The organism is Micromonospora sp. NPDC049089, assembly GCF_040648775.1.
GTDB lineage: Bacteria > Actinomycetota > Actinomycetes > Mycobacteriales > Micromonosporaceae > Micromonospora.
In genome coordinates, this window is record NZ_JBEZEH010000052.1 from 25,613 (window position 1) to 33,132 (window position 7,520).

At 73.5% G+C, this 7,520-nt stretch carries 5 protein-coding genes and 1 pseudogene; 2 read left to right on the forward strand and 4 right to left on the reverse strand.

The features are described from left to right. Positions 1–14: 14 nt before the first annotated feature. The 3 genes from AB0B48_RS11970 to AB0B48_RS11980 form a co-directional block, all read right to left on the reverse strand. Positions 15–1,625, reverse strand: a complete 1,611-nt coding sequence (locus AB0B48_RS11970) for a metallophosphoesterase (protein ID WP_357199578.1) — start codon at positions 1,623–1,625, stop codon at positions 15–17. Positions 1,626–1,685: 60 nt separating this feature from the next. Then, the gene (locus AB0B48_RS11975; RefSeq protein WP_357199581.1) at positions 1,686–2,858 is read right to left on the reverse strand and encodes a PQQ-dependent sugar dehydrogenase; all 1,173 of its coding nucleotides are present in this window, start codon (positions 2,856–2,858) and stop codon (positions 1,686–1,688) included. A 79-nt stretch (positions 2,859–2,937) separates the two neighbouring features. Next, positions 2,938–4,755, reverse strand: a complete 1,818-nt coding sequence (locus tag AB0B48_RS11980) for a SpoIIE family protein phosphatase (RefSeq protein WP_357199584.1) — start codon at positions 4,753–4,755, stop codon at positions 2,938–2,940. Positions 4,756–4,940: 185 nt separating this feature from the next. Between AB0B48_RS11980 and AB0B48_RS11985 the strand changes: the two genes are divergently transcribed. After that, complete coding sequence (locus AB0B48_RS11985; RefSeq protein WP_357199587.1) at positions 4,941–5,867, forward strand: 2-hydroxyacid dehydrogenase; 927 nt, start codon at positions 4,941–4,943, stop codon at positions 5,865–5,867. On the opposite strand, the gene AB0B48_RS11990 is transcribed toward AB0B48_RS11985, so the two are convergent. Continuing rightward, positions 5,861–6,253 carry a PH domain-containing protein gene (locus tag AB0B48_RS11990; RefSeq protein WP_357199590.1) on the reverse strand — a complete coding sequence of 131 codons (393 nt, stop codon included), beginning with the start codon at positions 6,251–6,253 and terminating at the stop codon, positions 5,861–5,863. The genes AB0B48_RS11985 and AB0B48_RS11990 overlap by 7 nt on opposite strands. Before the next feature lie 225 nt (positions 6,254–6,478). Here AB0B48_RS11990 and AB0B48_RS11995 point away from each other — a divergent pair. Next, a pseudogene (locus AB0B48_RS11995) lies at positions 6,479–7,520 on the forward strand (GGDEF domain-containing protein); the annotation flags it as partial.

A 7,520-nucleotide genomic window follows, 5' to 3' on the forward strand; every position in this document is an offset into this window, starting at 1 on the left:
ACGTCGGCGTGGGCTCAGCCGGTCGGGGTGGGCGCGGGTGTGGCGGGGACGCCGCCGCTCAGCGTCGGTGTGGGCGTGGGTGTGGCGGGGACGCCGGCGGTCGGGTTCTCCACCAGGCGTCGTTCCAGGTTGACCTGGGCCTGCCCGGTGCCGCCGACGGTGATGGTGTCGTACGCCTGGAGCAGCTTCTGCTGGTCGAAGTAGAGCACGCTCATCGACAGCGGGGTGGGCTTCTCGCCCTCCAGGCCACGCAGCCCGGCACCGCCGGTGGAGCCCTCCACCATCAGCGTGGTGGGCTGCTGCCCGGGCGCCTGCGGCAGCTCGGAGACCTGCCGGGAGTGGGTGTGCCCGGCCAGCACCAACGGGCACGTGCCGGCGAGCGGCCCGGCCGACGCCGGGTCGTGCACCAGCGCGATGTTGACCGGTCGCGGTGAGCTGCGGGCCGTCGCGGCGAGCTGGTTGCCGGCCCCGATCACCTGGTCGGCCACCTGCTGGGTCAACCCGCTGCCAGCCGGGGAGGTGTTCTTGTCCGGGGTGAAGCGCGGGTCGCCGATGCCGGCGATGGTCAGCCCGGCGACAGTCGTCGTCGTGTTGTTCAGCACGATGGCGTTCGGCTGACGGGCCACCGCGGCGGCGGTCTTGCCGGAGTCGTGGTTGCCCCGGATGAAGACGTACGGCTTCTTCAACAGGCCGATCGAGGCCACGAAGGAGGCTTCCGGTTCGCTGCCCCAGTCGGTGATGTCCCCGGTGTCGATCACCACGTCGATGCCGAACTGCTCCACTACCGTCCGGATCAGCTGCCAGCCGGTCGGGTTGAGGTGCATGTCGGAGACGTGCAGCACCCGGGTGGTGCCCGGGGTCGGCTCCAACAGCGGAAGCGCTGACACAGTCGTGTAGAGCTGGCTGACGTTGCCGACCAGGCGCTGCAACTGCTCCGCGTACTTGGTGTAGTCGTTGGCGATCCGGCGGGCGTCACCGACGATGGCCGGCGCGTTGACCAGCAGCCCCTCGTAGCGCGGTTCCTCGATGGCCTGCGGGCGAAGGGTGGCCGCCGCCGTGCCGAGGCTGCTGGCGGTGACCAGCAGCGCCAACCCTCCCGCCCAGGCGGTCCGCCGGACGTCGCGGAAGATCAGCCCGGCCAGGATCAACGTGACGAGCACCGACGCGCCGAGGGTACGCAGACCGAGGCGCATCACCCCGGAGCGGACGTCCTCCACCGCGCTCTGGCTGGCCCGGCTGATGCTGGCGGGGTCGTCGATCAGCGCCTCGGTGCGCCCCTGGTCGAGGGCGCCCAGCCGGACGGTGAGATGGGTCGGCCCGTCGTGGCTGTCGAGCAGCAGCGCGCCGAGCGGCGGGATGTCGACGGTGGTGCCGCCGTCCCGGGCGGGGGAGATGCTGAGATTGGCCCGGAACGGGCCGATGTCGGTGCTCACCTGGCCACCGGCCAGCACCCCGAGCACCGCCCCGGCCAGGGCCACGGCGAGGACGGCGACGATCAGCCCGAGGCGGCGCAGCGGGCCGGCCGCTCCGACCCACCAACCGGTCGGGCGCGGCCGATCGTCGCCGATCACCGGGTCGTCCCGGTCATCGGCGTCGTCCTGCCGCTCGTCGCGTTGCCCGTCCATGCTGAGAGTCTGACCTGCCCGTCGGAAGATCTTGGCAAACCTGAACGGATGGTGACGCAATCAGCTGCGTCCGCCGTCACCACCCGCGAAGACCACCCGCAGGAGCCGGTCGTCGTCGCCCGCCGGGTCGCCCCGGCCGTCGTGGTTGGAGGTGCTCACCCAGAGCGACCCGTCCGGTGCCGCGGCCACCGCACGCAGCCGACCGTAGCGGTTGGTGAGCAGCTCACTGGGCTTTCCGAGCAGGGTGCCGGTGTCGGTCAGCTCCATCACCCAGAGGCGCTTGCCGCGCAGACAGCCGGTGACCAGCAGCCGGTCCGTGGCGGCCAGACCGGAGCAGGACGCGTCCGACGTCGCCCACTGCACGATCGGGTCGGTGAACCGCTTGTCGCCGGCCTGGCCCTCGACCTCCGGCCAGCCGTAGTTGCCGCCCTTGGTGATCTGGTTGATCTCGTCCCAGGTGTTCTGGCCGAACTCGACGGCGTACATCCGCTTCGCGGCGTCCCAGGCGAAACCCTGGACGTTGCGGTGCCCCAGGGACCAGACCGGGGAGTTGGGGTACGGGTTGCCGGCGGCGGGCTTGCCGTCCGGGGTGATTCGCAGGATCTTGCCGCCGAGGCTCTTCACGTCCTGCGAGAGGGGGCGCTGGCCGGCGTCACCGGTGCTGACGTAGAGCTGCTTGTCCGGGCCGAAGCCGAGCCCTCCGCCGTTGTGCACATTGGCTTTGGGGATGCCGGTGAGGATCGGGGTGGGCTGCCCGCCGAGTTGCAGTCGGGCGACGCGGTTGTCCCGTTCGGCGGTGTAGTAGACGAACACCGTCCGGTCCCGGGCGTAGTCGGGGGAGACGGCGATGCCGAGCAGGCCACCCTCGCCCGCCGCGGCCACGTCGGGGATCGTCTGCACCGGGCGGACCCGCAGCCCGTCCGGCCCGGACTCGGGCCCGACCTGGAGGATCCGGCCGTTGTCCCGTTCGGTGACCAGCGCGCCGCCGTCCGGGAGGAAGGCGATCGCCCACGGCACCCGCAGCCCCTTGGCGAGCACCGTCGCGACCGCCTGCTGGCCGGCGCCACCGGGGCCCGCCGACGCGGACGGGGTGGGCAGGTTGGGCGGTTCGCCGGCCGGGTCGGGCTCCGGCTCACCGAAACTGCAACCGGCGGTGAACAGCAGCGCCGCGCAGGACGCCGCGAGGGCCACCCGGAGGCGGCGGATGCGAGGGTACGGGGGACGGGCGCTCACCCGGCCCAGGGTAGCCCGCCGCGCGACCCGGCCGGGCCCGTCGAGATGCAACGGATGCCGATGGGCCCCGGTGGGCCACTCACCGAGCCCGCAGGGCCAGCAGCGCGGTGTCGTCCTCACGGTGCTGGATCGAGGCGAGCAGCAGGTCGCACAGGTCGTCGAGGGGCAGCTTGTCGGTGTCGGACAGCCGGCCCGCCAACTCGGCCAACCCCTCGTCGATCGAGCGGTCCCGCCGTTCGATCAGCCCGTCGGTGTAGAGCAGCAGGGTGTCGCCGGTGGCCAGGCTGCTGCTGTGGCTGCTCCGCGGCGACGGACGGGCCAGGCCGAGCAGCGGCTCCGGTGTGCCCTGGAGGACCTCGACCGCCCCGCCGGAGCGGACCACCAGGGCCGGCGGGTGCCCCGCGTTGGACCAGGTCATGTCGTGCACACCGGCGCGCTGCGGACAGATCCGCACCAGCGTCGCGGTGGCGGCGATCGGCAGCCGCAGGCCACGGATCGCGCCGTCCAGGTTGCTCATCAGCACTCCGACTGCGTCCGGCCGGCCGAAGGCGTCGCCCCGCACCAGGTTGCGTAGCTGGCCCATTGTCGCTGCCGCCTCGATGTCGTGCCCGGCCACGTCCCCGATCGCCGCGATCACGTCGCCGTCGGGCTGCACGAAGGTGTCGTACCAGTCACCGCCCACCTCCACCCGGTCGGCCGCCGGCTGGTAGCGGGCCGCCAGCTCCAGCTCCGCCACCACCGGCAGCCGGGGCAGCATGCTGTGTTGCAGGACCTCGGCGACGTGCCGCTGCTCGCCGTACATCGAGCTGTTGCCGACGGCCTGGCCGGCCCGGCGGCCGATGTCCACTGCGGTGAGCAGGTCGCGGTCGTCGAACGGCTGACGCTGGCCGCCGTTGACGAGCGTGATCGCCCCCAGCACCGTGCCGCCGGCGGCCCGCACCGGCACGCTCAGGTAGGAGGCGATGCCCAGGCGCTGCGCGATCAGTGTCATCTCCGGGTTTGTGCTGCCCCTCGTGACGTCGGCCAGCGACGCCACGCTGCCGAGCCGGGGCTGGCCGGTCCGGAGCACCGCCCGGATGACCGACTCGGCGCTCAGCCCGCTGCCCAGCAGCTCGCCGAACCGGTCGATGTCCGCCGTGCGGGCCGGGTCCCGGTGCACCGACACCACCTCGCGGGGCAGGCCGGTCGGCCCGATCAGGGTGAGCAGGCACCAGTCGGCGAGCAACGGCACCATGGTGGCGGCGAGCCGGCGCAGCGCGGTGCCCACGTCCAGGGTGCCGGCCAACGTCTCGCTCACCCCGGCCAGCAGCTCCAGCCGCTCGTGTGCCTGCACGGTCCGCCGCTGCGCCTCCTGTGCGCCGTCGAGCGCGATCCGCAGCCGCAGCTCCGACGAGCAGGCGGCGGCAAGGTCGGCCAGGGTCCGCAGCTGCGCTGCCGTCCAGGCGCGGGGCTTGCTGTCGATGGCGCAGAGCGAGCCGAGCACCCTGCCGGAGAGGTCGGTCAGCGGCATTCCCGCGTACGCGACCACGCCGAGGTCGTCGATGGCCAGGTTGTCCCGGACGCGGGGGTAGAGCCGGGCGTCCGGCAGCACCATCGGGGCCTCGATGTCCACCACGTGCTGGCAGAACGAGTGGCTCAACGGAGTCTGCCGCCGCTGCGACCAGGGGTCGGGCAACCCGACAGCGCCCGGAAAGAACTGTCGGTCGGCGGAGACCAGGGAGACCAACGCGACAGGCACGTCCAACAGGTCGCTGACCAGCCGGGCGAACCTGTCGAACGCCTCGTCCGGGGTGGCGTCGAGCCCGGTGTCGGCGAGCGCGCGCAACCGGTCCGGATCGCCGAGCGCCGCGGGTGGGGCGATCGAACGCCGGTTGGTGGCGGGGGAGCCGTCGGTCATCGTGCACCTGTCTGCCGGGCGGAGGCGGACCGGCCCTCCGACCCTTTCTTATACCTCGCACGGGCCCGTGCCGAACATCGGTGTGCTGAGTCTCGCCCGTCCCGGCCTCGTGCGCCACAGTCCGGCATACCCGTTCGCCGCCGTGCCCGCACCAGCCGCCGCGTCGGGGACTATCGTCGGCGGACGTGAAGGTATGGATTCCGCACCAGGCCGGCCTGAACCTCCTGGGCGAGCTGCCCGCGAACGTGACGGTGGAGGTCTTCGAGCACACCGACCGGATGCCGTCCGGGCCGGCCGACGTCCGCTTCTGGGTGCCGCCGTTCCTGGGTGGCTCGGACGGGACGGCGGTGCTGCGGGAGCTGCCCGACCTGGCGGTGGTGCAGTTGCTCTCCGCCGGGGCGGACGCCTGGGCCGGCCGGACACCGCCTGCGGTGACGCTCTGCGATGCCCGGGGCGTGCACGACCCGTCCACCGCCGAGTGGGTCGTCACCGCGATCCTCACCCAGTTGCGGGCGTTCCCGGCGTTCGTCCGGGCGCAGGCCGAGCGGCGCTGGACGTTCGCGGAGAACACCCCGACCGACGAGCTGACCGGCAAGCGGGTGCTCATCGTCGGGGCCGGCTCGATCGGCGCGGCCGTGCGCGACCGGCTCGCCCCGTTCGACGTGAGCTTCACCCTTGTCGCCAGGTCGGCCCGCCCGGAGCAGGGGGTGCACGCCGTGGAGGAGCTGCCCCGGCTGCTGCCCGACGCGGACGTGGTGGTGGTGATCGTGCCGCTCACCGACCAGACCCGTGGCCTGATCGACGAGAAGTTCCTGGCCGCGATGCCCGATGGGGCGCTGCTGGTCAACGCTGCCCGGGGCCCGGTGGCGCACACCGAGGCGCTCGTCGCCGAGCTGGGGACCGGTCGGATCTCGGCGGCGTTGGACGTCACCGACCCGGAGCCGCTGCCCGCCGACTCGCCGCTCTGGGTCATGCCGAACGTGCTTCTCACCCCGCACGTCGGCGGGTCGGTGCGCGGGTTGTTGCCACGGGCCTACCGACTGGTGGGCGATCAGGTCCGCCGGTTCGCCGCCGGGCAACCGCTGATCAACACGGTGGTCGACGGCTACTGACCGGGGGTCTCCGCCGCAGCGTCCGGCAGCGTTTGGCCGGTCGCCGCGACCAGTCGGGGCAGATCCGCTCCTCGGACGGCCGGCAGGGTGACCTGGTGGCCGTCGTCGAGCCGGGCCACCGCGCGCCCGCGCTGGTCGGTGGTCAGCTCGAGGACCTGGTTCCAGTCGATCCGACGCTGCCCGACCAGCGCCCGGATGCGCAGCTCCCGCGCGTCGGCGTCGGTGCCGGCCCGCCAGGCCCACACCGCGACGGCGAGCGGGACGAGCAGCACCGGCAGCAGGTAGTCCCGGGCGTTGGCCAGTGGCAGGGCGCCGACGAAGGCGATGATCGCGGCCACCAGGATGGCTTGGTTGTACCGGAAGCGGACCGTGTCGGGCTTACTCACCCTCCGATGATCCCACTCCGGGTTGTTTCGGCTCGCGGCGGGCGGTGCCGGCAGCGTGCGGTACGCCGTACAGTGACACAGGTCTTTGTCTCCCCTGAGTGACCGGCAAGTAACCAATTCGGCCGTCCATCGTTGCCAATCGTGGGTAGCGGACTCGCAACGTCCGATGTCCCGCACCGCCGCACCGCCGCACCGCCCCCGTGCCCCCTCACGAAGGCGACCGCCGTGCTCCTCGCGTACCCGTTCCGCGTTCTCGTCCCCCGCCGTGCGGCACCGGAGGCCGCCACGTCCGTGGCGGTGGCGCTGCTCCTTCTCGCCGGCTCCGTCGACCTGGTCCCGCCCTCGATGGTGATCGCGTTGGCCGCCGGTGCCGGCGCCACGCTCGCGGGCCTGCGACTGTCCCGGCTGGCCGCCCGGCGCGGCACCGATCCGACACCGCGTGCGGCGGGGGTGCTGCTCGACGCGGCGGTGGTGGCGGCGGGCCTCACCGCCGTCGTGTTGCCGCTGGCCGGCATCGGGCACGCCGTCGCCGTGCTGATCGGGTCGTTGGTCGTGGCGGCCCTCTCGACGGCCGGTCTGCACCGGCTCCCCGGCCGATCCCGGGCGGCGGCCCCGGTCCGGTTGCGGTGGCTGGTCGAGTCGACCGGCCCGGCCGTCGGTCTGGCTCTCGCCGGCTGGTTGCTGCTGCCCCCCGACGGCCCACCGGCCCCGGTCCGGCTGGTCGCCGCTTTGGCACTCGGCGGGTTGGGCATGGCCGCGTTGAACGCGTTCGCGGGGCCACGACGGCGCTCGGGTGCCGCGGTCTGCCGGGGTGGCGTGCTGCTCACACTGGGTGGGCTGGTGCTGCTGGCCACGTTGCCGGCCGCGCCGGCCGGTCGGGTGGCGCTGCTGGCCGTACCCCCATTGGTGTTCGGGATGTTGCTCGTCGCCGTCGGCGCTGCGGATGCCACTGACGACACGGAGCCGGTGGAGCCGGTCGCCGCGGCCTGGCCCCGGTCGGTGCTCCCCGCGGCGGTTCTGCTGCTGGCATCGGGTCTGCACCTGAGCGCCGGCCGCGCACCGGACCAGACGAGCGTGCTGTTGGCCCTGGCGGCGGTGCCGCCCCTGGTGCTGCGCGAGCTGCTGCGCGCCGGTGACGCGTCCAGGTCCGTCCGGCGGGCCGCTCATCGGCGACCGGCCGGCCGTTCGCTGCGGCACCGCCGTGGGGTGCCGGCCCCCAGGCCCGACACGCCCGAGTCGCCCCCCCAGCACGCCCACCGCCTCCCGG

Excerpts from the sequence above, each read along its gene's own strand:
- AB0B48_RS11980 (WP_357199584.1), bottom strand. The coding sequence starts at position 4,755 with ATGACCGACGGCTCCCCCGCCACCAACCGGCGTTCGATCGCCCCACCC.
- AB0B48_RS11970 (WP_357199578.1), bottom strand. The coding sequence starts at position 1,625 with ATGGACGGGCAACGCGACGAGCGGCAGGACGACGCCGATGACCGGGAC.